This window comes from Serratia sp. J2, assembly GCF_046269175.1.
Classification (GTDB): Bacteria; Pseudomonadota; Gammaproteobacteria; order Enterobacterales; family Enterobacteriaceae; genus Chania; species Chania fonticola_C.
Genome location: NZ_JBKABN010000007.1, coordinates 47,942 through 70,070 on the forward strand (window position 1 = coordinate 47,942; position 22,129 = coordinate 70,070).

Here is a 22,129-nt window from a genome sequence, read left to right on the forward strand (position 1 = left end):
CTGCGTGGCAGTGACAGTGTCACCGATTCGCCCGGTGTTTTCTTTATGCGATTAGCATAATTTGAATGGGATGTTAATTCAATAAAAATGAAATTACGTTTTGTTTTTTTGGGGAAAGGGCACCGGCAGGACCGATGCCGTCAAGGTCAGGCCAGGTGGGCGGCGGTCAACTGCTCGAGGCTTTGCAACTTAAGGTCAGCCAAGGCCCAGCGCGGATCCTGGCTGTATTCGTGCGCAGGGATCACGATCGATTTCATACGCGCCGCTTTGGTGGCAATCATACCGTTGAAGGAGTCTTCCAGAGTAATGCAGTGCTGTGGATCGCTGCCCAGGCGTTCGGCGGCGATCAGATAGACTTCCGGGTGAGGTTTGCTGTAGGGCAGGTATTCGGCCGAAACCAACTGATCGAAATAGCTCTCCAGATCGAACATCTTCAGCACCTGCTGCTGCATATGTAGCGGAGAGGCGGAGGCCAGCCCAATATTCAAATCCAGGCTACGGCACAGTTCCAGCGCTTGTTGCACCCCAGGCAGCAACGGGCGCTTTTCCCGTACCAACTCGATGGCCCGCTCGATAATGCGGCCAGCGACTTCCTCCTGAGAGGGGCCTTGCCACGGCATGGCCTGGAACCACATCCGCACCACCAGATCGATGCGTAAACCTAGCGTATCCGGAAGTTTGTGACGGTCAGACAGATCCAACCCCAATGAGCTGAAAATGTCCATTTCCGCCTGTAACCATAGGGGTTCAGAGTCGATCAGTAGACCGTCCATATCAAAAATTGCGCTTGCTATGCGTTGCGAATAAGCCATTAACAATTAACTCCTGCAGCACCAGTAAAAGAAAATGTTTTCGCCACTCTATCATTTTTGTTCAGGCACCTGCACCCTTCGGGCCGGGGGGTTATCTCAAAGTGCTGGATCTCACTGGATTCAGACTGGAAGACGAAGAAAACGGTGGGCGAGTTTCATTAACTACAGGTAGACTTAGCGCAACAACGGTTACGTCGCTTACAAGGGGAACACATGACGTATCAACAGGCTGGGCGCGTTGCCATCTTGAAACGCATTTTCGGATGGGTCGTTTTCATCCCGGCGTTACTTTCAACGCTGGTTTCACTGCTGGGTTTTGTTTATCAACACAGTGAGAAGTCCAGAGGGATCAACGCCGTGATGCTGGATTTTGTCCACGTTATGGTCGACATGGTGCGCTTTAATACGCCATTCCTGAATATTTTCTGGTACAACTCACCGGTACCGGACGTGGATAAGAGCCTGTTTAGCGGCGCTAATCTGATGTTTATCATTATCTATTTCCTGATTTTTGTCGGCCTGGCATTGCAGACTTCCGGTGCGCGCATGTCGCGTCAGGTGAAGTTTATCCGTGAGGGACTGGAAGATCAGATGATCCTCGAACAGGCCAAGGGCAGCGAAGGGCACACGCGTGAGCAATTGGAAGAGCGGGTGACGTTGCCGCACCACACCATCTTGCTGCAATACTTCCCGCTGTATATCTTGCCGGTGGTGATCGCCGTGGTGGCTTATTTCGTGCTCAAGCTGCTAGGGCAAATGGCCGGAGTGGCCTAGATCTGAAATTAAAGGGCGGCACCAATGTGCCACCCTTTATATTACAGCGTTTCTGGATGGAGCAACTTGTCGATGGCCCGTTGTGCCATGACCAGATGTTGCCCGCCAAACAGGTTGCTGCGATTGAGCAGATAATACAACTGATACAGCGGTTGACGTTCTATAAACCCGGCCTCCAGCGGCCACACGCTCTGATAGCCGTCATAAATCTGGGCGGGCAAATCGGGATAAAGCGGCAGCATCGCCAAATCACACTCTCTGTCGCCCCAGTAACAGGCTGGATCAAACAGCAAAGGCCCATCGGCGGCCTGAGCACAGTTGGCAGGCCACAAATCGCCGTGCAGCAGGGAGGGCTGTGGCTGATGGTTTTGCAAGCGTAGGTACACCACGTCGATAATTTCGTCGATATCACCGAAGGTCATGCCCTTTTCCGCTGCCAGCTGTAGCTGCCAGCCTATGCGTTGCTCGGCAAAAAATTCGGCCCAGCGGCGTTGCCAGGCGTTGGGCTGCGGCGTGGTGGAAAGATGGTTATCGAAGTCGAGGCCGAACTGCGGTTGTTCGCTCCATTGGTGCAGGCGGGCCAGCTGTTGGCCGAGACAGTGCGCCCCGTGCGCATCCAGCGGCTTAAGGAGTTGATACTCCAGCAGCAGGAAACTGTAATCGCGATCGCTGCCAACCCCATACACTTCGGGGACACGCACGGTCTTGCTGCGCGCCAACAGCGCCAGTTGGTCTGCCTCTGCGGTGAATATCGGCAGCATTTCGCGGGCATCACATTTAACAAACACCTCGCTGTCACCGTAACTCACGCGCCACGCCGGGTGGATTTCTCCCCCAGGCAGTTCAGTCCTTTCGCGGATTTCTGCGCTGCCAAGATGTTCACTCAACAGACGGCTAACGGCTTGCCACATAGTAATCCCCTTCTGTGTTGCCTGCGATTTCATTAGGTTAGCGTCTTTCCTGCGGCGAAAACACGATGTGGCGCACAGCTGCGCCATCTATTGACGAAAATATCATCGCCGCGTGTCTGGTCAAAGTATATACGCTATTGATTAATTTAAGTACGTCTCAGCTTGCAACTTGGCAAAAGCTCGACGATGTTTAGACGTTACTTTCAAACCAATCAATTTTCACGGGAGTGGGCAATGGAGCCGAGTCAGCAGTGGCAGCGCGGTGAGTTTCGTATCAACAGTGATAAAAGCGAGTTGGACCTGGCTGTCACCCACGCTTTTTTGGCGACTACCAGTTGGGCGCAGGGGATCTCGTTGACAACGGTGCAGCAGTCGATCGACAACAGCCTGTGTTTTGGCCTTTATCATCAGCGCCAGCAGATTGGTTTTGCCCGGCTGGTGACGGACTACTCCACGTTCGGCTATTTGTGTGACGTGTTCGTCATCCCCGAGTTTACGCGGCAGGGGCTGGCCAAATGGTTGATGGCCTGCATGCTGGAGCATCCGGTGTTACAACGCTTGCGGCGCATTATGTTGGTGACCAGCAGTGCCCCGGGGCTGTATCAACAGGTAGGCTATCAGCCGGTCAATAAGCAGGACTTTGTCTGGCAGATCGCACGGCCCGATATTTATCAGCAACAATAAATGGGCGCCGCATGCGGCGCCTACGGGGTGGTTTTAACTACGGTGATTTCGTGACGTTGCACGGGTTTGAAGTGGCTATAGAGCAGGGCGATGACAAACAGCAGCGCCTGCACGATCACGATGCACGGCCCGGTTGCGCCGTCGATATGAAAGCTGATCAGCGTGCCCAGCACGCAGGAAAAAACCGAAGCGACGGTGGCGACGATCAGCATCCGGTTGAAACTGCGGCACAGGGTGAATGCAATGATCCCCGGTGCGATCAGCATCGCAATCACCAGGATCACTCCCACCGCCTGTAGCGAGGCCACAATGGTTAACGCTAGCAGGCACAGTAAGCCGTAGTGCAGTAACTTCACTGGCAGACCAATGACGCGCGCATGGTTCGGATCGAAACAGTAGAGCATAAAGTCCTGGCGCTTGAGCAGCACGATCGCCAGCGTGATCCCGGCGATCCACAATGTTTGCTGCAGTTCACCGTCGGTGATCCCCAGCATATTGCCGAACAGGATATGGCTGAGGTGTTGATCGGTATCTATGCGGGCAAACAGCACCAGCCCAAAGGCAAACATGCCCGAGAATACGATCCCCATCACCGTATCCTCCTTTACCCGGCTGTGTTCTTTCAGATAACCCGTCGCGACCGCGCAGAAAATGCCGGAAAGAAATGCGCCAATCGCCAGCGGAATACTGAACACAAAGGCCAGCACGATGCCGGGAAGCACAGCGTGAGAAATGGCATCTCCCATCAGTGACCAGCCCTTCAACACCAGATAACAAGACAGCACGGCGCAGACGACACCGGTGACGATAGCCGCGATGATGGCGCGCTGCATAAAGGGATAGGCAAACGGCTCAGAGAACCATTGCAACAGGAGTTCCATCAGTTGCCCTCCGGAGAATTGCCACGGGTGACGCGGCGTTTTGAGGCTAACAGCCCGTGCTTCGGTGCGAACAGGAAGGCCGCCAGGAACACCAGCGTTTGCAACGTGACGATCACGCCGCCGGTTGCCCCGTCGACGAAGAAACTTAGATAGGCACCCAGGCCGCTGGTCAAGGCGCCGATCGCGATGGCGATAATCACCAGCCGACCAAAACGGTCGGTCAGCAGATAGGCGGTAGCACCGGGAGTGATCACCATGGCGATCACCAGAATGGCGCCGACGGTTTGCAGTGCGGCCACGGTACAAGCGCTCAGCAGGGTAAAGAACAGGATCTTCAACTTTAATGGCGAAAGCCCGATCGATACCGCGTGGTTCTCGTCGAAAAATACCGCCAGCAGGTCTTTCCACACCAGGCATAAGATCAGTAACGAAACGCCGATAATAATCTCCACCTGTAACACGTCTTCATCTGCGATACCGAGAATATTGCCGAAGATGATCGACTGCACGTTCACCGAGGTGGGATTGAGTGAAATGATCAACAGGCCGACGGCGAAAAAGGTGGAGAAAATAAAGCCGATAATCGCATCCTCACGCAGGCGGGTAACGTGGCGTACCAACGTCATCGCCAGCGCGGCCAACATACCGGTGAAAAACGCACCGGCTGCATAGGGCAGGCCAAGGGCATAGGCACCGGCCACGCCAGGCACCACGGAGTGGGAAAGCGCATCCCCCATCAACGACCAGCCTTTCAGCATCAGATACGCCGACAGAAAAGCGCAGGCCGCACCGACGATGGCGCTGACCCACATAGCCTTGACCATGTAGTTGTAGTTGAACGGCTGTAGCAGGAGTTCGAGCATCAGGGATTATTCTCCTTTTGCTGACTTTGCGCTGGAGGATCGCTCTTGGTATGGCCATAAAACACCGCAGGGCGTTCATCATCGGTTAATACGGTCACGGTGCGGGGATCGTTGTCATCGTGCAAATCGGGCCCGGAGAGGTTGATATGGCGCAATACACCACCGAATGCCAGTTCCAGATTGCTTTGCGTGAACGTGGTCTCGAGCGGGCCGGCGGCCAGCACGGTACGGTTAATCAGGATCACCCGATCGCAAAACTCCGGCACGCTACCAAGGTTGTGGGTCGATACCAGGATCAGGTGTCCCTCATCGCGCAGCGAACGTAACAGCTCGATAATGGCGTTCTCGGTTTTGACATCCACGCCGGTAAAAGGCTCATCAAGCAACAGTACCGTTCCTTGCTGAGCCAGGGCACGGGCCAGGAAAACACGTTTTTTTTGCCCGCCGGAAAGCTCGCCGATCTGTCGGCTACGCAGCTCACTCAGGCCAACGCGCTCCAAGGCCTTATCGACCCGTAGCCGGTCTTCCTTGGTAGGAATGCGCAAGAAGTTCATTTTGCCGTAGCGGCCCATCATCACCACGTCTTCCACCAGCACCGGGAAGTTCCAGTCAACTTCTTCGGTTTGCGGCACGTAGGCGATAATATTTTTCTTCAGCGCGGCGACAACCGGTTGCCCGCTCAGCATCACTTGGCCAGATGTCGGTTTTACCAGGCCCATGATGCTTTTGAAGAGGGTCGATTTTCCGCTGCCGTTAACCCCCACCAGCGCACAGATCGAACCACCGCTAAGGGTAAAACTGGCGTTATGGATCGCCGTATGGCCGTTGTTATAGGTGACCGATACGTCATCCACGCTGAGCTCAGGGCGGATAAAGGTCTCTGCACTCATTGATTGAATCCTTTGGCGATGGTCTGCACGGTGGCATTGAGCAGATCGATATAGGTGGGCACCGGCCCGTCGGCGGCAGACAGCGAATCGACGTACAGCACGCCGCCGTATTGTGCGCCGGTTTCTTTGGCCACCTGCTTGGCAGGTTTATCCGAAATGGTGCTTTCGCTGAACACCACCGGAATGTGGTTGGCCCGCACGGTATCAATCACCCGGCGCACCTGCTGCGGTGAACCCTGTTCGTCTGCGTTGATCGGCCACAGATAGACTTCTTGCAGTTGATAATCTTTGGCGAGATAGCTAAAGGCACCTTCGCTGGTTACCAGCCAGCGCTGGGCTGACGGAATACGCGACAAACGCTCGCGTAGCGGGGCATCCAGCGCCGCGATTTTTTCAGCGTAGGCTTTGGCATTGCGGTTATAGGTTTCCGCGTTATCAGGATCGTGCTGTACCAGCGCTTTGCGGATGTTCTCGATGTAGATCAGCGCATTGCTTGGCGACATCCAGGCATGGGGGTTTGGATTACCGTTATACGGGCCTTCGTGGATCGGTAGCGGGGTGATCCCCTCGGTCACTACGGCGGCAGGCACTTGTTTGATATTTTCGAAGAAACGTTGGAACCAGCGCTCCAGGTTCATTCCGTTCCATAAAATCAGATCGGCGTGCTGTGCCTTAACGATATCGCGCGGCGTGGGCTGATAGTCGTGGATTTCCGCCCCAGGCTTGGTGATGGACTCTACCACGGCGGCGTCGCCTGCCACGTTCTGGGCGATATCCTGGATAATGGTGAAGGTTGTCACCACGCGCAGTTTGTCCTTTGCCAAAGCCGGTTGGCTCACAACAATAACGCTGAGGCATACGCAGAGCAGGGCAAGGGGGCGAAAGTGGGACAAGCTAAAACGACGACGAGTAAATACGTTGTTTTTCATTGGCATGATGACGTCTCCTGATTCAAATGAAAATGATTATCAATATCAATTGAGCGGAAGTCAAGCATCACCCAGCTTTGCCAAGGGGTTAGTTTGTTGTTAATGAAATAGTACCGCCGTGTGAGTTATAACATTTTATGTATCGGGATGTAACCGCTTAAAGTAGTCACTGCCAGTGACTATCTCGACCTCGGGTTTTGCCCCCAATGCCACCTCGCCCAGCCCCTGTGCCAACTGTTTTACATCTTCTTGATTTAATGGCGTTGTTAGCGAAAAACTGTTGATCCCCAGCTCATGGGGTACGCCATTGCTGTCGCTGAGCATGGTGGAAAAACCGGCCAGCGTCATTTGTCCGGTTAATTTGGCTAAATCGGTTAAGCTCTGTTCCGGATAGGTGAAAGACACCACAAATCCTATGGACGAAGATTGACTCATAAATCACCTCTTGGTATATGGATAGCCTGAGAATAGACCAAAAAAGTTATGCAGGTATCCTTACCAGTTGTATATGCTACGCAACTCATTGAAAGGAGTGAGGGATTCTGTGAAAACAAAAATAGGTTGCCTGATGGCAATCGTACTATTAGCCGGTTGTGCGAAAGATCCGCAAACAACCGGCAACCAGACAGGCAGTGGCACTTCGGGCGGTTGGCTAAAAACCCCACCGCAAACAACAAGCAACCGTACCGGTACACCGGTCGCTTATAACGATTATATCCGTCAGGCCGCCAGCAACTATGGCGTCGATGAAACGCTGATTAAGGCGATCATTCAGGTGGAGTCCGGGTTTAACCCGAATGTGGTCAGCACCTCGAATGCCGTGGGGCTTATGCAGCTGAAAGCCTCAACCGCTGGACGTGATGCTTACCGTATGAAGGGAAAGAACGGACAGCCAAGTTCACGTGAGTTGAAGGATCCGGCGGTCAATATTGATCTGGGAACAGCCTATATCAATATTCTTCAAAGCCAGCAGCTAGCCGGGATCACTAATCCACAAACGTTACGTTATGCCACCATCGTTTCCTATGTGAACGGGGCTGGCGCGATGTTACGGACCTTCTCATCAGATAAACGTGTGGCGGTAAACCGCATCAATCAGATGAGCCCGGACGAGTTTTATCAGCATATCCAGAAGAAGCACCCGGCACCGCAAGCGCCGCGTTACTTGTGGAAGGTTACCACCGCTTATCAAGCGATGGCCTACTAGCCTAAGATTGTCTACGGCTGGCCTCGCTAAGGGGCCGGTTTTGCTATTTCTTGCCGGTAAAAATGTGCTACACATCCCATTTCCGCTGCTCTCCCGCCTTTTGAACTAAAAAACCGCACAAATTGTTAATTTTACATTAACAAAGAAAACTTTACGTTCAATCAAATAGTTACCGGTAACATTGCTACCAAAGCTCACATTCTGACCTTCAAAAAATAAACAATTACGTAACAATATATGTTTAAACTCCGTATAGACCGCGAGGTTGAGGTTAAATAGTTGTGATTTTTTTTGGAAGGAATGTGCTATGTCGAACGATAAAACCAACAACTCCCGGCGTGATTTCTTGCTGAAATCGATGACGCTGATCCCCGCAGCCGTTATCGGTGGCAGCGGTGTGAGTGCCCTGACGGCGGCCACACCGGTGCTTGCCGCTAGTGATACTCCCAAGCAGACTGACTATCAACCTACTTTCTTTACCCCCGAAGAGTGGGCCTTTGTTCAGGCGGCGGTTGCGCGTTTGATCCCTGCGGACGAGCGCGGCCCGGGCGCTTTGGAAGCCGGCGTGCCGGAGTTTATCGATCGGCAGATGAATACGCCTTATGCCACCGGTTCAATCTGGTACATGCAAGGGCCGTTCAATCCCGATGTCGCACCGGAAATGGGTTATCAACTACCGTTGGTGCCGAAACAGATTTATAACCTCGGTATCAGCGATGCGGATGCCTACAGCAAGAAAACGACAGGTAAAGTATTCGCCGAGCTGGATGGCGCACAACAGGATGCGCTGTTGCAGAGGTTCGAATCCGGTGAGGCCGATTTTGCGCAACTGCCTGCCAAGCTGTTCTTCTCTTATCTATTGCAAAATACTCGTGAAGGTTTTTTCAGCGATCCGATCCATGGCGGTAACAAAGAAATGGTGGGATGGAAGCTGATTAATTTTCCGGGCGCACGCGCTGACTTTATGGACTGGGTTGAGCGAGGGGAACGTTATCCCTTCCCACCGGTATCGATTCGTGGGGAGAGAGGATAATTATGGCAACGGTAATGAAGAAGCAGGATGTGGTGATCGTCGGTTTTGGTTGGGTTGGTGCCATTATGGCCAAGGAGTTGACCGAGGCCGGGCTGAACGTGGTGGCGCTTGAGCGTGGCCCGATGCGCGATACCTACCCAGACGGCTCCTACCCGCAGGTGATCGATGAGCTGACCTATAATATCCGCCGTAAGCTGTTCCAGGACCTTTCCAAAAGTACGGTGACCATCCGTCACAACACCAGCCAAACCGCAGTGCCTTATCGCCAGTTGGCGGCTTTCCTGCCAGGCACCGGCGTGGGTGGAGCGGGTCTGCACTGGTCTGGCGTGCATTTCCGTATCGATCCTATCGAGCTGCGTATGCGCAGCCATTATGAAGAGCGCTACGGCAAAAATTTTATTCCAAAAGACATGACGATCCAGGATTTTGGGGTGAGCTACGACGAGCTGGAGCCGTTCTTCGATAAGGCCGAGAAGGTATTCGGCACCTCAGGCACTGCCTGGTCGGTGAAGGGGCAGTTGGTGGGTAAAGACAAAGGCGGAAACCCCTTTGCGCCAGACCGTTCCGACCATTTCCCACTGCCAGCGCAGAAGAACACCTTCTCCGCGCAGCTGTTTGAAAAGGCGGCGCGTGAAGTGGGTTATCACCCTTACAATCTGCCCTCTGCCAATACCTCAGATTCCTATACCAACCCCTATGGCGCGCAGATGGGTCCTTGCAACTTCTGCGGTTACTGCAGCGGTTATGCCTGCTACATGTATTCCAAGGCCTCGCCAAACGTCAATATCCTGCCAGCACTGCGCATGGAGAAGCGCTTTGAGCTGCGTACCAACGCCAACGTGTTGAAGGTTAACCTGACCGCCGACAAAAGCCGGGCGACCGGGGTCAACTATATCGATGCCCAGGGGCGCGAGATTGAACAACCTGCCGATCTGGTGATCCTCGGAGCCTTCCAGTTCCACAATGTGCACCTGATGCTGCTCTCCGGCATTGGCAAACCTTACGACCCACAGACCGGTGAAGGGGTGGTTGGGCGTAATTTTGCCTACCAGAACATGACTACCATCAAGGCGTTCTTCGATAAGGACGTCCACACCAACCCGTTTATAGGCGCTGGCGGCAACGGCGTCGGTGTGGATGATTTTAACGCGGATAACTTTGACCACGGCAAAGAAGGCTTTGTCGGTGGCTCACCATTCTGGGTTAACCAGGCGGGTACCAAACCGATCTCCGGCCTGCCGACGCCTCCTGGCACTCCAGCCTGGGGCAGCAAGTGGAAAGCCGCGGTGGCGGATGCTTATACGCACCATGTCTCTATGGATGCGCATGGCGCGCACCAGTCTTATCGTAGCAATTACCTCGATCTCGATCCGACCTATAAAAACGTCTTTGGTCAACCTCTGCTACGGATGACCTTCGACTGGCAGGAAAACGACATCAAGATGGCGCAGTTTATGTTTAACAAGATGGCTCCGATTGCCAAGGCGATGAACCCGAAACTGATTTCCGGCAGCCCGAAAAATGCCAACAGCCATTTCGATACCACCAGCTATCAAACTACGCACATGAACGGCGGTGCGGTGATGGGAGAAGATCCCAAGACCAGCGCGGTAAACCGTTATCTGCAAAGCTGGGACGTGCATAACGTGTTCTCGATCGGCGCATCGGCCTTCCCGCAGGGGCTAGGCTACAACCCGACCGGCACCGTTGCCGCGTTGGCCTACTGGTCTGCCCGTGCCATTCGCGAGCAGTATCTGAAAAACCCAGGCCCATTGGTACAGGCATGAGGAGGCGAGTGATGAAAGCTTTGGTTCCCGCACTGGTTCTCAGTGCACTGAGTTTTTCCGTTTTGGCGCAGGACGCGGCGGTCAGCAGCGAATTGCTCAAACGGGGTGAATATCTGGCACGTGCCGGTGACTGTGTGGCCTGTCATACCAATGGTAAAGACGGCGTGCCCTTTGCGGGTGGTTTGGCGATGGAAACGCCGATTGGCACTCTCTATTCCACCAACATCACCCCGGACAAAACTACCGGGATTGGCGATTACAGTTTTGAAGATTTCGACAATGCGGTACGTAAAGGTGTCGCCAAGAACGGCAGCACTCTGTACCCGGCGATGCCTTATCCTTCTTTTGCGCTGGTAAAAGAGGAGGATATGCGTGCCATGTACGCCTATTTCATGCACGGCGTGCAACCCGTCGAACAAGCGAACAAAGACTCCGATATTCCCTGGCCGCTGTCCATGCGTTGGCCATTGCACATCTGGCGTTCGATGTTTGCACCCACGCCTGCCGATTTCGCGGCAAACGCTAACGCCGATCCGGTTATCGAACGTGGTCGCTATCTGGTCGAAGGCCTTGGGCACTGTGGGGCATGCCATACGCCGCGTAGCCTGACCATGCAAGAGAAAGCATTGAGCAACACGGAAGGGGATGACTACCTGTCTGGCAGTAACGCGCCGATCGACGGTTGGGTGGCATCCAGCCTGCGTGGCGATAATAAAGATGGCCTAGGCACCTGGAGCGAGAGTGAACTGACCGAGTTCCTGAAAACCGGCCGCAACGATAAGTCTGTGGTTTTTGGTGGCATGAGCGACGTGATCGAACATAGCCTGCAATATCTCAGCGATGAGGATTTGACCGCGATCGCCCGCTATCTGAAAACCTTACCGCCGAAAGACGGTAAACAGCAGGCCGCACCGGTTGAAGACAGCGTTGCCAAAGATTTGTGGCGTGGTAACGACAGTAAGCCCGGAGCCGCGCTGTACGTCGATAACTGCGCCGCTTGTCATCGTACCGATGGTGTTGGTTACAAGCGCGCCTTCCCGGCGCTGAAGGGCAACCCGGTGGTGCAGACCGAAGACGCGACTTCGCTGATCCACATTGTGTTGGTCGGCAATACCACGCCAGCGGTGAAGGGAGCAGTTTCCAATCTCACCATGCCGCCGTTTGGCTGGCGCTTGAACGACCAGCAGGTGGCGGACGTGGTGAACTTTATCCGTTCGAGCTGGGGGAACAATGCCAAGGCCATCAGTGCCTCCGATGTGGCTGACGTGCGTAAGGATCGTTCAATAATCCGCGATGAGAAGGCGATGGGCAGTTCTGCTGTCCCAGAGCCGCTGGGTGCCAAGTAAGCTTCCCAAGGGCCTCGTTCGAGGCCCTTTAATCGTCTTAATTACCCTTAAATAAATTAGATTTGTTAATCATTTCAGGGTGGTTGATTTTTGATCACCTTTATCGGTGTGTTCCTAGGGTTTTAAGCTATTTTATCTGAGTATTTTACCTTTTTGCGAGATGTTTAACTTCACATTTCATATATGTCATTGTTATTGATTAGGTTGTTGTGGGTTTTTTAGGTGGTGAATAAAAATTTCATTAATGTTATTAATGTTAATCGTAAGGGAGAATTGAAATTAAAGGGAGGTTAGGGGCGTGATGGTAATAGTTTTATTGATAGTAGTGTACGTTTCCGTCGCTTTTGAGGTCGATAGGCGTAAGCGTATCTGTATTAGTCTTGGTAAAAAATACACCTACAGAAAGCGCATCAAGTTCAAAAGGAAATGTGTAAGGTTAATCGATACGCTGCTTTTCCGAACATGATAAGTTGCGGTTTACCCTATTTGACCAAAAAGCAGATTTCTTCAGGTGAAATGCCCCGGAAAAGCGGGGCATTTTAGATTGATGACCAAGAAGCCGCAGCTATTTGACACCGGCAATGCCTGTTAACAGTTTGCACCGTTATCGATCTCGTCAGAATCTCGATCTACTACCCGTGAGCAGACCCACGCTTTTGTGATCCCGTCTATAAAAAGTGTCAAATCCGCTGTATGCATTCAGCGGCTGCTTTAGTATGGTTTTGGTTTGAGCATTCGTCAAAGGACATTGCCATGGAAAAAATCGACCTGCATATGCATTCTAACTACAGCGATGATGCAGACTTCCCGGTTGAGACGGTGATTGCACGCTGCATGGCCAACGGCATCAGTACGTTGGCGGTGACCGACCATAATAATGCCAATTCGGTGCCGGAGGCCAAGGCGCTGGCATCGTCCAGCCTCAATGTCCTGTCCGGTATCGAGATCGACTGCACCTTCGCTGGGCGTAACTTCCACCTGTTGGGTTACGGGTTTACCCCCAGCAATGACTTTGTGGAAATCTATAATAATTTCAGTGCCATTCAACTGGAACTGACGCCGCTAAAGTTTGCCAAACTACGCGGGTTGAAATTCCATCTGGATGAGCAACGTCTGGAGCAGGTATGCGGTGGCGCTATCCCGCAGGAAGAGCAGATGGGTGAAGTGATACTCGACGATCCGCGTAATGACGGGCATCCGTTGCTGATGCCTTATCGGCCCGGGGGGGAAAGGGCCGATATGCCACTAATCAATTTCTATTGGGACTTTTTTGGCCCAGGAAAGGTGTGCTATATGCCGGTCACCTATCCCGCCATGAGCCGCATGGTGGAGGTGATCCGCCATAACGGGGGAATACCGATCCTGGCACATATCGGTGCCAACGTTAAACAGGACCATACCCAAGTCATCGATGAAATGTTGAAGATTGGTGTGATGGGGGTAGAGGTGTTCTCAAGCTATCATTCACCCGAATTGGCTAGCCAGCTGTATGAGTTTACCGTGGGCCGCTCGGCGTTTGTTACCTGCGGCAGTGACTTCCACGGGCGTAACAAGCCAAAAATAGAAGTAGGGCAATGTGCTTACGGCCCGCAGCATATTGGTGAAATACGCCGGTTTGTCGCCGCCGCCAGCGCCTAGGCATTGTTCCATTCCATACGGCTCGTGGGCGGCATCGGCTGCTCACGAAGCGCGCAGTTAACCGCCGAAATATAGACCATTCCAGAGATTTTCTTTATCCTTTGCCGTCCTTTTATCAGGTAGGTGAATTTCTCTCGCCATTAATATCCTGTTTTATATAAACATTCTACGGAGAAGGGAGTTTCCGTCGGGCGCAATCGTTGGCGCTGTAGATTAAGGTAAGCTGTCTCATGAGTACGATTTCTCCAGATCATGGCAGGTTGGCCATTGCCCAAGCTGCCAAATGGAACAAGACCGACACCGTCTGGATGTTCGGGCTTTACGCTACGGCCGTGGGGGCCGGCACCCTGTTTCTGCCGATCAATGCCGGTCTGAATGGCCCGCTGGTGCTGCTATTGATGGCACTGTTCGCTTTCCCTCTGACCTATTTACCCCATCTGGCGCTAACCCGCTTTGTCCTTTCCGGCTCCAGCCGCGATGGCAATATTCAGGACGTGGTGGTCGAGCATTTCGGCGTGTTAGCCGGCAAGATCATTATGGTGCTATACCTGATGGCGTTTTTCCCCATCGTGCTGGTTTACAGTATTTCCATCACCAACGCGTTGGACAGCTTCCTGACTCACCAATTTCACTTCAACCCGGTACCCCGTATCTGGCTGAGTTTGGCGGTAGTGGTGGTGCTCAATCTGGTGCTGTTGCGCGGAAAGGATACTATTGTGGCCGCGATGGGCGTTCTGGTATTCCCATTGCTGGTGTTTCTGATGGGGATTTCGCTGTATCTGGTACCCACCTGGCAGACCGAGAACTTTGTCAGTGGTTTGGCCAACACGCAATTTGACAGCCCCGACCTGTGGCATTCGCTGTGGTTGGCGGTCCCGGTGATGGTATTTTCCTTTAGCCATGCGCCGATCATTTCGTCGTTCGCGTCCACCCAGAACAGCTTATATGGCGACAAGGCCGAGCGCCGTTGTGCGCGGATCATGCGTTACAGCTACCTGCTGATTTGCGTCACCGTGCTGTTCTTCGTGTTCAGCTGCGTACTGAGCCTTTCGCACCAGGAGATGGAGCAGGCGAAAGCGCAGAACATCACGGTGTTGACCACCCTGGCCAACAAGTTTTCCAATCCGCTGATTGCCTATCTTGGGCCGGTGATGGCGATGTTGGCGATGGCAAAGTCCTATCTTGGCACGTCTCTAGGCGTAACCGAAGGCGCAACCAGCCTGATTGATGGGCTAACCCGCGCCGTTGGCAAGCCGTTAAATGCCAAGACGACTCATCGTATCTCCGGCGTGGCGCTGTTCTTGCTCACCTGGGCGGCCACCGTCTGGAATCCTAGCGCCTTGCATATCATTGAAACCATCAGCGGTCCGCTGATTGCGGTGATCCTGTTTATTCTGCCGATGTATGCGGTGCGCGCGGTTCCGGCTATGCGCCGTTATCGTGCCTTGAGTAATGTCTTTGTACTTGTGATGGGGTTGATTGCACTTTCCGCTTTGGTTTACGGGTTGGCATAGCGATCAAATTGGCCCCGCGACTGCGGGGCCGGTTGGGTTAGGTCATTGGCACATAGGTAGAGATCAGCTCCAACACGCCGTTGATAATAAACTGTACGCCCATACACACCAGCAGGAAGCCCATCAGGCGGGAAATGGCCTCAATACCGCTTTCGCCAACCAGTTTCATGATCGCCGTGGAGCTACGTAAACAGACCCACAGAATGATCGCTATCGACAGGAAAATGGCCACCGGCGCGGCCAGCAGCACCCAGTGGGCAAAGCCCAGGGTATTTTCATTGACGCTGGATGCGGTGCTGATGATCATGGCGATAGTACCCGGCCCAGCGGTACTTGGCATGGCCAGTGGGACAAAGGCGATATTGGCCGAGGTTTTCTTGCGCAATTCTCTGCTTTTGGTTTCTACCTCCGGTGTTTCATCGGCACTTTGCTGTGGGAACAACATGCGAAAACCGATAAAGGCGACAATCAAACCCCCGGCGATCCGCAGCCCGGGGATGGAGATCCCAAAGGTGCTCATGACAAGTTGACCGGCATAGAACGCCACCGTCATGATGCAGAACACATAGACCGAAGCCATCAGCGACTGATGGTTGCGCTCTTCGTTGGTCATATTTCCCGACAGACCAAGCAGCAGCGCCACGGTGGTCAGCGGGTTGGCCAGTGGCAACAGTAGGGCTATCCCCAGCCCGATGGCCTGAAACAACTGCAGAATACTCGACATAAAACAAACCCCAGCAAGAGAATGAAATGGGGGCGCAGTCACTACGCCCAAAAAGTATTGTGACTACCAGCGTCAGACCAGACGCTCAATTTTTCTGTGTCGCCATACCAGCCTATAAAACGTTGTCTGCAATGCCAGCATTGTCAAATAGGCGATAGGGAACGCCATCCATACCCCCTCTAATCCAAAGTGATTGCTGAGCAGATAGGCCGCTGGCAACTGTACGGCCACGATGCAGAGAATGGAGATCGTCACCGGCACCAACACCACGCCGCTGGCGCGCATGATGCCGCCGACAATCGCCTGGAAACCAAATACCAGCATGCTCCACAGCATGATATGCAATAAATGCTCTGCTTCTGCCAATACCACCGGGCTGGTCAGGAACAAACCCAGCAGCCAATGTGACAGCAGGTAGACCAGAATAATCAACGAGCCGGTCAGCCAGAGGTTGATATATAGCCCGGTACGCAAGATAGGAGCAATGCGCTCGGTTTTGCCAGCGCCGATGGCCTGAGCGCCTAAAATAGAGGCGGTGATGGCAATCGACAGGGCAGGGAATTGCACATAGTTTACGATCTGTGTCACTGCGCCGTAGGCTGCCGTGGCATCCGAACCGTGGCGATTGACCAGCGTCAGGATGATCAGCTCAGAGATAGAAATTACCACCATTTGTAAACCGGTGGGCAGGCCAATACGTAATACTTTGCGTAGCACCACCGTATCCAGCTTGAGCGCGGCCAGCATGGCCCGGTCGGGGGCCAACACGTGTTTTTTGCGGCGCAGACGCAATGTCAGATACAACATTGCCAGTGCGTTACCGACCATACCCGCCAGAGCCGCGCTCTGTATGCCCATGGGGGCAAAGCCCAGCCAGCCACGGATCAGGGCAGGTGTGAGCAGCAAGCCAACGATGGTAGACAGCAGCAGGGCCAAGAGTGGTGAGACCGTGTCACTGACGCCGCGCAGCAACTGGGTGAACAACACAAATACCAGCAATAACGGCATAATCAGCATCATGATGCGGGCGTAAGAGACCGCTTCTTCCAGCACGTCCGCTGGCGTGCCTAGCGCTTGTAGCGCCTGGCGGGCAAACAGACTGCCAAATACTGCCGCCAGTAAGCCAAGCGACACGCCCAGCATCAAGGCCGTACCGGCAATGGTTTTCACTTTTTCCGGTTCATTCGCGCCCCATGCCTGCCCAATCAGCACCGAGGCACCGGCACCAACGCCAATCACCAGTGAGATAAAGAAGAACACCACCGGGAACATACCGGAGATGGCGGCCAGCGCATGGGTGCCGAGCATCTGGCCGATATAGATGCCGTTTAGCGTGCCTGAAAATCCTTGCAGGAAGTTGGACAGCACCATGGGCACCAAAAAGATCAGATAGATGCGCCAAAGCGGTGGCTGCTTGTGCTGCGGAAGGGTTTGCATTTAATCGTTTTTCCTGCGCCTAAAGGCCTGTAACGAGCACTAACGGTGCTCATAAATAACGTTATTGTAGCTGACAACCAGTGCGTTCAGCGGGGGAACGCATCGCGAGTCATCCAGGCCAGATGCGCCTGGATATCGGCAGGCCATTGCGCAATTCGCTCGGCAAACAGCTTGCCGTCGTGGCCAAACAGTGCGCGCGTGGCTTCTTCATAGCCCGGTAAAGAGCCGGCGATGGCGCTCATAAAGCGATAGCCGTTCTCTTTGATACGGCGTTCATTATCCTGCTCGACCGTGGTGCGTCTGGCTTCATCAACCAGACGACGTAGCGCAGCAGAAGCACCACCGCGCTGTTGTGCCAGCCATTCCCAATGACGGGGCAGGAGGGTCACTTCGCGGGCCACTACGCCGAGTTTGGGCCGACCAACCGAGGGTTGAGTTGTCGGTTCTGCATCAAGCTCAGCGACACCGCCATCAGGCTGGGGCCAAACGTAACCTGCTGGCCAAGGGTAATCCACTTGGGAGCCGGTGGCATCATCAAACACTAACAGCCCCCCGGCAGTGAGATCCATCGCAGCAAGCGCCTGAGCGACATCGGCATAAGACCCGGCAGCCACTCGTTGATGCTGCAAGAAAGCGGTGCAGCTCGGCGTATTGAGGGTTTTCATATTTTTATATCCGGGTTAAATTATTTTACCCGGGTAATTTGACCGAGTCATCGTGGTAAGTCAAGTGCGATCAATTATGCAGCAGGGTATCTGGCTAGTGTATCTGCCGCATCATCTGCTTTTGTACCGGCACCTTGTTGAACTCAGTTAACCGGGGTTTTTTGCTTCCCATTGCCGTCACCTTTGCTAACATCTACCCATTACTTACCTATGAGAATGGGATATGAGGAAGCTATTGGCTATTGGCGTAATGACCAGCGTGGTGATGCTTTTGGGGTGTGGTGAGGAAACCGCATCGGATAAGGTTAGGAAATTTATAGAAACAAAAGATACAGGGTTGCTCTCGAAATCAAAGACATCGATGTGTACTGATGAGTGGTTAAAGAGTGCTCACTTTATTGATGGGAATTTATTACCGACCACCAACGATTACTATCAAGTCAGTAAATATTTATATGGGAAAATAAAGTATAGCATTGTTTCTGAAAAAAAAGTTGGTGACTCATATATTGTTACTGTCAAAGTGACATACCCTAAAGCAATTAGAGATGCCAAATCATTCATTTGGGCCGAAAGCGAATATGCAGATGAACGAGATAAAAAAAATTTAGATAATCTCAATGCATTATATGAGAGTGGTGGGTTGAAAGATTTGGAGTTCGAGGAAGAAGTTGGTGAGTGGATAGTTCTGAATGATGGAATCGATCCAAAACTATCAGAAGGCGCAGTTAAAGCGTGTTCTGCATCGAAAAGTTAGAGAAGTCTCACTAAGTTAAGAGCCCACTCCACTGGTGGGCTTTTTGCTATCTGCCTTATCACCAAGCAATTTTAACCGGAGCGGAGATCATCTCTTGGATGATGAACCCGAACTTGTGCGCCGTTCCGTTCACGATTGACTCCGTCGTGTTGCATCCACCTTTGAAGATTTCTTCCTGGCCGGTCTGGTTGTCGTGATAACGCAATTCGACTAGATAGCGGAAGACAGGAACAGGTGCCGAGGTGTTGACCATCTCATACTTGCCAGTCTTGCGGTTTTGCGGGAGAACCTCGTTTGTTACCGGCATGTGCTCGGCATCGAGGTTCACCACACGCCGGACTACGAAGCCGGGGCTGATTTTGTGACGTGCTTTGATGGCGATGTGGTGTTTTGGCGGCAGGTCGATAATCCAATATTCGTTGGCTACAAAGGCTCACAGCCTGCCCATGTTGGCCTGATTGCATAGCAGAGGTGAGGGCTGTGGCGTACGGATGGATACAGTGATGATTATCGAAAGGGCTTTCACTAGAGTGGAGTATTTCCAATATGCCGTTGATTGAGACTCAGCGATTCCTAGGAACGCCAAAAGAACGAGACGAGGTGCCAAGCGGCACTTTTTTTTATACCTGGTTATCAGAACATAACCTGCACCAGGACATCTGCATTCGTGTTAATGGCGTTGCCCTAAAAGACGATGACTAACTCAACTTTGAACTGAAAGAAACGGATCACGTTGTCGTCTATTGACCAGCCGAAAGGCGTTATCGGCGACATCCTGAGCTCTATTTTTAAAGTGATTGGCCAAGTGTTCTCGTTCCTCATGCCGAAGCCAAGCATTCCTAATGCCGCGGGCGCCGCTGAAGAGTCCCCGAATAACAGCTTAACCGGGCAGACGAACACTGCACGGTTAGGAGCATCATTCTCGTTGCTGTTGATGGCGAGTACGTCATTCGCAGATTGCGCCTGGTTCCAGTGCGGTGTTTGGAGTATATCGATGGGTCAGGGAATGTGACGATTGTCGATGATGAAGATTTTGGAGATGATCGAGTGGTCGAGGTGTTTGGCGTGGTCACGTATGCGCTGAACGATATGCACACGAGCGAGTTTGACGATCTGGTGGTGTGAGTTGTTCATTAAGTAACAGCTAGAAGTCGCGTAAACCATGATGTTAGAATGGTCAGTCCGTTATCGCGTCACACCATGGGTGCATTTTGAATTGTGTACATATGAGTGTACATATTTGGCAGAGTGAAGCTGAATAGCGTAGATAACATCATGTATGTAAACGATATTGTATTTCTATATGTGATCTGTCGTGTGGGTCACCACTGTAGATAAGGAATTATGAATGCCTGTTATTACTCTTCCTGACGGAAGTCAGCGTCAATACGACCATGCCGTTTCCCCGATGGATGTTGCCCGTGATATCGGCCCTGGCCTTGCCAAAGCCTGTATCGCCGGCCGCGTTAACGGTGAACTGGTCGATGCCAACGATGCCATCGAATCCGATGCACAGTTGGCCATCATTACCATCAAAGATGCCGAAGGCCTGGAAATCATGCGCCACTCCTGTGCGCACCTGCTGGGTCATGCGATCAAACAGTTGTGGCCTGACACCAAAATGGCCATTGGCCCGGTGATCGACAACGGTTTTTACTATGATGTTGACCTCGACCATACCCTGACGCAGGAAGATCTGGATCTGCTGGAGAAGCGGATGCATGAATTGGCCGACAAAGATTATGACGTCATCAAGAAAACAGTGAGCTGGCAGGAAGCCCGCGACACCTTCGCAGCCCGTGGCGAAAGCTACAAGGTGGCGATTCTGGATGAAAATATCAGCCATGACGATCGCCCAGGCCTGTATCATCACGAAGAATACGTGGATATGTGCCGTGGCCCGCACGTGCCGAATATGCGTTTCTGCCACCATTTCAAACTGCAGAAAACCTCCGGTGCCTACTGGCGTGGCGACAGCAAAAACAAAATGCTGCAGCGTATCTACGGTACCGCTTGGGCAGACAAGAAGCAGTTGAACGCCTATCTGCAACGCCTGGAAGAAGCAGCCAAGCGTGACCATCGCAAGATCGGCAAGCAGCTCGACCTGTATCATATGCAGGAAGAAGCCCCTGGCATGGTGTTCTGGCATAACGACGGCTGGACCATCTTCCGCGAACTGGAAGCCTTTGTGCGCATGAAGCTCAAAGAACACCAGTATCAGGAGGTGAAAGGGCCGTTCATGATGGACCGTGTGCTGTGGGAAAAAACCGGCCACTGGGAAAACTACAAAGACGCCATGTTCACCACTTCTTCAGAGAACCGTGAATATTGCATCAAGCCGATGAACTGCCCGGGCCACGTGCAGATCTTCAACCAGGGCCTGAAGTCTTACCGTGACCTGCCGCTGCGTATGGGCGAGTTCGGTAGCTGCCACCGTAACGAGCCATCCGGTTCGCTGCATGGCCTGATGCGTGTACGTGGTTTCACCCAGGACGATGCCCATATCTTCTGTACCGAAGATCAGGTGCGTTCCGAAGTGAACGACTGCATCAAAATGGTCTACGATATGTACGGTGTCTTTGGCTTCGAAAAGATTGTGGTGAAACTGTCCACCCGTCCAGAGAAGCGCATCGGGACTGACGAAATGTGGACTCGAGCCGAAAACGATCTGGCCGCTGCGCTGACTGAAAACGGGATTCCGTTTGAATATCAGCCGGGTGAGGGCGCTTTCTACGGACCAAAAATTGAATTTACCTTGCATGATTGTTTGGATCGCGCATGGCAATGTGGTACCGTGCAACTCGATTTCTTCTTACCGGGCCGTTTAGGCGCGTCGTATGTTGGCGAAAACAACGAACGCGTGGTACCGGTAATGATACACCGTGCTATTCTTGGCTCCATGGAGCGCTTCATCGGTATCCTTACCGAAGAATATGCCGGTTTCTACCCAACCTGGATTGCTCCAGTGCAGGTAGTGGTGATGAATATCACCGACAGCCAGTCTGATTACGTCCAGCAATTGACCAAAAAACTGCAAGATGCAGGCATTCGGGCAAAAGCGGACTTGAGAAACGAGAAGATTGGCTTTAAAATTCGCGAACATACTTTACGACGGGTTCCATACATGTTGGTGTGCGGTGATAAAGAGGTCGAATCAGGCAAAGTTGCCGTTCGTACCCGCCGTGGCAAAGACCTGGGGAGCCTGGACGTACAAGAAGTCGTAGACAAGCTGCTACATGAGATACGCAGCCGAAGTCTTCATCAACTGGAGGAATAA

The 22,129-nt window shown here is 52.8% G+C and carries 21 protein-coding genes and 1 pseudogene; 11 read left to right on the plus strand and 11 right to left on the minus strand.

The annotated features are described in order from the left end of the window. Positions 1-146: 146 nt before the first annotated feature. The gene (gene hxpB, locus ACKWMY_RS09445; RefSeq protein ID WP_074030957.1) at positions 147-812 is read right to left on the minus strand and encodes a hexitol phosphatase HxpB; all 666 of its coding nucleotides are present in this window, start codon (positions 810-812) and stop codon (positions 147-149) included. A gap of 213 nt (positions 813-1,025) precedes the next feature. On the opposite strand from hxpB, the gene ACKWMY_RS09450 reads away from it, so the two are divergent. Next, positions 1,026-1,586 carry a YniB family protein gene (locus ACKWMY_RS09450; RefSeq protein WP_021178205.1) on the plus strand — a complete coding sequence of 187 codons (561 nt, stop codon included), beginning with the start codon at positions 1,026-1,028 and terminating at the stop codon, positions 1,584-1,586. Positions 1,587-1,627: 41 nt separating this feature from the next. Here ACKWMY_RS09450 and ACKWMY_RS09455 read toward each other — a convergent pair whose 3' ends face one another. After that, positions 1,628-2,497 carry a fructosamine kinase family protein gene (locus ACKWMY_RS09455; protein ID WP_024530035.1) on the minus strand — a complete coding sequence of 290 codons (870 nt, stop codon included), beginning with the start codon at positions 2,495-2,497 and terminating at the stop codon, positions 1,628-1,630. A gap of 234 nt (positions 2,498-2,731) precedes the next feature. Here ACKWMY_RS09455 and ACKWMY_RS09460 point away from each other — a divergent pair, with 234 nt between their 5' ends. Next, positions 2,732-3,181 carry a GNAT family N-acetyltransferase gene (locus ACKWMY_RS09460; RefSeq protein ID WP_024530034.1) on the plus strand — a complete coding sequence of 150 codons (450 nt, stop codon included), beginning with the start codon at positions 2,732-2,734 and terminating at the stop codon, positions 3,179-3,181. A 20-nt stretch (positions 3,182-3,201) separates the two neighbouring features. Here the strand turns inward: ACKWMY_RS09460 and ACKWMY_RS09465 are convergent, their stop codons facing one another. From ACKWMY_RS09465 to ghoS, 5 genes are all read right to left on the minus strand, one after another. Further along, entirely contained in the window at positions 3,202-4,062 is an 861-nt protein-coding gene (locus tag ACKWMY_RS09465) for a metal ABC transporter permease (protein ID WP_199063253.1), read from the minus strand. Continuing rightward, positions 4,062-4,925: an iron/manganese ABC transporter permease subunit YfeC gene (yfeC, locus tag ACKWMY_RS09470; protein ID WP_024530032.1), complete on the minus strand. Its 864-nt coding sequence runs from the start codon at positions 4,923-4,925 to the stop codon at positions 4,062-4,064. The genes ACKWMY_RS09465 and yfeC overlap by 1 nt, the downstream gene beginning before the upstream one ends. Next, a complete protein-coding gene (locus tag ACKWMY_RS09475) occupies positions 4,925-5,815 on the minus strand; it encodes a manganese/iron ABC transporter ATP-binding protein (protein ID WP_024530031.1) in 891 nt (296 codons plus the stop codon). Before ACKWMY_RS09475 ends, yfeC begins: the two co-directional genes overlap by 1 nt. After that, positions 5,812-6,750, minus strand: coding sequence for a metal ABC transporter substrate-binding protein (locus tag ACKWMY_RS09480; protein WP_248006677.1), 939 nt, complete (start codon positions 6,748-6,750; stop codon positions 5,812-5,814). The genes ACKWMY_RS09475 and ACKWMY_RS09480 overlap by 4 nt, the downstream gene beginning before the upstream one ends. A gap of 129 nt (positions 6,751-6,879) precedes the next feature. Further along, complete coding sequence (ghoS, locus tag ACKWMY_RS09485) at positions 6,880-7,179, minus strand: type V toxin-antitoxin system endoribonuclease antitoxin GhoS (protein ID WP_024486844.1); 300 nt, start codon at positions 7,177-7,179, stop codon at positions 6,880-6,882. A gap of 109 nt (positions 7,180-7,288) precedes the next feature. Here ghoS and ACKWMY_RS09490 point away from each other — a divergent pair, with 109 nt between their 5' ends. From ACKWMY_RS09490 to ACKWMY_RS09515, 6 genes are all read left to right on the plus strand, one after another. Then, complete coding sequence (locus tag ACKWMY_RS09490; RefSeq protein WP_409486225.1) at positions 7,289-7,951, plus strand: transglycosylase SLT domain-containing protein; 663 nt, start codon at positions 7,289-7,291, stop codon at positions 7,949-7,951. A gap of 307 nt (positions 7,952-8,258) precedes the next feature. After that, positions 8,259-8,984 carry a gluconate 2-dehydrogenase subunit 3 family protein gene (locus ACKWMY_RS09495; protein WP_409486226.1) on the plus strand — a complete coding sequence of 242 codons (726 nt, stop codon included), beginning with the start codon at positions 8,259-8,261 and terminating at the stop codon, positions 8,982-8,984. A 2-nt stretch (positions 8,985-8,986) separates the two neighbouring features. Further along, positions 8,987-10,771, plus strand: coding sequence for a GMC family oxidoreductase (locus ACKWMY_RS09500; RefSeq protein ID WP_024530026.1), 1,785 nt, complete (start codon positions 8,987-8,989; stop codon positions 10,769-10,771). A gap of 11 nt (positions 10,772-10,782) precedes the next feature. Next, positions 10,783-12,117 carry a c-type cytochrome gene (locus tag ACKWMY_RS09505; protein ID WP_409486227.1) on the plus strand — a complete coding sequence of 445 codons (1,335 nt, stop codon included), beginning with the start codon at positions 10,783-10,785 and terminating at the stop codon, positions 12,115-12,117. 753 nt (positions 12,118-12,870) lie between these two features. Beyond that, the gene (locus ACKWMY_RS09510) at positions 12,871-13,755 is read left to right on the plus strand and encodes a PHP domain-containing protein (protein WP_409486228.1); all 885 of its coding nucleotides are present in this window, start codon (positions 12,871-12,873) and stop codon (positions 13,753-13,755) included. Between the two features lie 230 nt (positions 13,756-13,985). After that, positions 13,986-15,269: an HAAAP family serine/threonine permease gene (locus tag ACKWMY_RS09515; protein ID WP_409486229.1), complete on the plus strand. Its 1,284-nt coding sequence runs from the start codon at positions 13,986-13,988 to the stop codon at positions 15,267-15,269. Between the two features lie 37 nt (positions 15,270-15,306). Here ACKWMY_RS09515 and ACKWMY_RS09520 read toward each other — a convergent pair whose 3' ends face one another. From ACKWMY_RS09520 to ACKWMY_RS09530, 3 genes are all read right to left on the minus strand, one after another. Further along, a complete protein-coding gene (locus tag ACKWMY_RS09520; protein ID WP_024530022.1) occupies positions 15,307-15,993 on the minus strand; it encodes a MarC family NAAT transporter in 687 nt (228 codons plus the stop codon). 72 nt (positions 15,994-16,065) lie between these two features. Next, complete coding sequence (locus ACKWMY_RS09525; protein ID WP_024530021.1) at positions 16,066-17,430, minus strand: MATE family efflux transporter; 1,365 nt, start codon at positions 17,428-17,430, stop codon at positions 16,066-16,068. A gap of 86 nt (positions 17,431-17,516) precedes the next feature. Continuing rightward, positions 17,517-18,095: a DUF2239 family protein gene (locus tag ACKWMY_RS09530; RefSeq protein WP_024530020.1), complete on the minus strand. Its 579-nt coding sequence runs from the start codon at positions 18,093-18,095 to the stop codon at positions 17,517-17,519. 223 nt (positions 18,096-18,318) lie between these two features. Here ACKWMY_RS09530 and ACKWMY_RS09535 point away from each other — a divergent pair, with 223 nt between their 5' ends. After that, positions 18,319-18,852 carry a hypothetical protein gene (locus ACKWMY_RS09535; RefSeq protein WP_409486230.1) on the plus strand — a complete coding sequence of 178 codons (534 nt, stop codon included), beginning with the start codon at positions 18,319-18,321 and terminating at the stop codon, positions 18,850-18,852. A gap of 58 nt (positions 18,853-18,910) precedes the next feature. On the opposite strand, the gene ACKWMY_RS09540 is transcribed toward ACKWMY_RS09535, so the two are convergent. Beyond that, complete coding sequence (locus ACKWMY_RS09540; protein ID WP_260524019.1) at positions 18,911-19,180, minus strand: hypothetical protein; 270 nt, start codon at positions 19,178-19,180, stop codon at positions 18,911-18,913. On the opposite strand from ACKWMY_RS09540, the pseudogene ACKWMY_RS09545 reads away from it, so the two are divergent. Together ACKWMY_RS09545 and thrS are read left to right on the plus strand one after the other, a co-directional pair. After that, positions 19,109-19,412 (plus strand): annotated as a pseudogene (locus ACKWMY_RS09545) (peptidoglycan endopeptidase). The gene ACKWMY_RS09540 and the pseudogene ACKWMY_RS09545 overlap by 72 nt on opposite strands. A 788-nt stretch (positions 19,413-20,200) precedes the next feature. Next, complete coding sequence (gene thrS, locus ACKWMY_RS09550; RefSeq protein ID WP_024530019.1) at positions 20,201-22,129, plus strand: threonine--tRNA ligase; 1,929 nt, start codon at positions 20,201-20,203, stop codon at positions 22,127-22,129.